The 512-nt window shown below is 72.1% G+C and carries 1 pseudogene; it reads right to left on the bottom strand.

The window, feature by feature from the left end:
* Positions 1-512, bottom strand: a pseudogene (locus ACFOYW_RS16405) (fumarylacetoacetate hydrolase family protein); the annotation flags it as partial.

Below are 512 nucleotides of genomic sequence, written 5' to 3' on the forward strand. Positions count from 1 at the left end.
AAGCCGTCGTCGCCGGTGATCGTCAGCTCCACCTCGACCGCTCGCAGCGCCTCGAGCGTGAACCGCTCGTCGAACAGCCGCAGGAACGGCCCGATCGCGCACGATGCGTTGTTGTCCTTCGCCTCCGCCAGCAGCAGCGCGCTGCGACCCTCGAAGTCCCGCAGGTTCACGTCGTTGCCCAGGGTCGCCCCGACCACCCGGCCCGTGCTCGAGACCGCCAGCACGACCTCCGGCTCGGGGTTGTTCCAGGTCGACCGCTCCAGCACTCCGATCCGCGCCCCGGTGCCCACCGCCGACAGCACCGGCGCCTTGGTGAAGATCTCCGGGTCGGGCCCGATCCCCACCTCCAGGTACTGCGACCAGAGCCCCTCCTCGATCAGCACCTGCTTCACCCGGGCGGCCTCCGCGCTGCCGGGCACGACGCTCGCGATCGCCCCGCCGACCGCGCTCGCAACCCGCTCTCGCACCGCCGCAGCGCCCGCCGGATCGCCCTTCGAGCGCTCCTCGATCAC

The sequence above is a fragment of the Gryllotalpicola reticulitermitis genome (assembly GCF_042651345.1).
In the GTDB taxonomy this organism is placed as follows: Bacteria; Actinomycetota; Actinomycetes; order Actinomycetales; family Microbacteriaceae; genus Gryllotalpicola; species Gryllotalpicola reticulitermitis.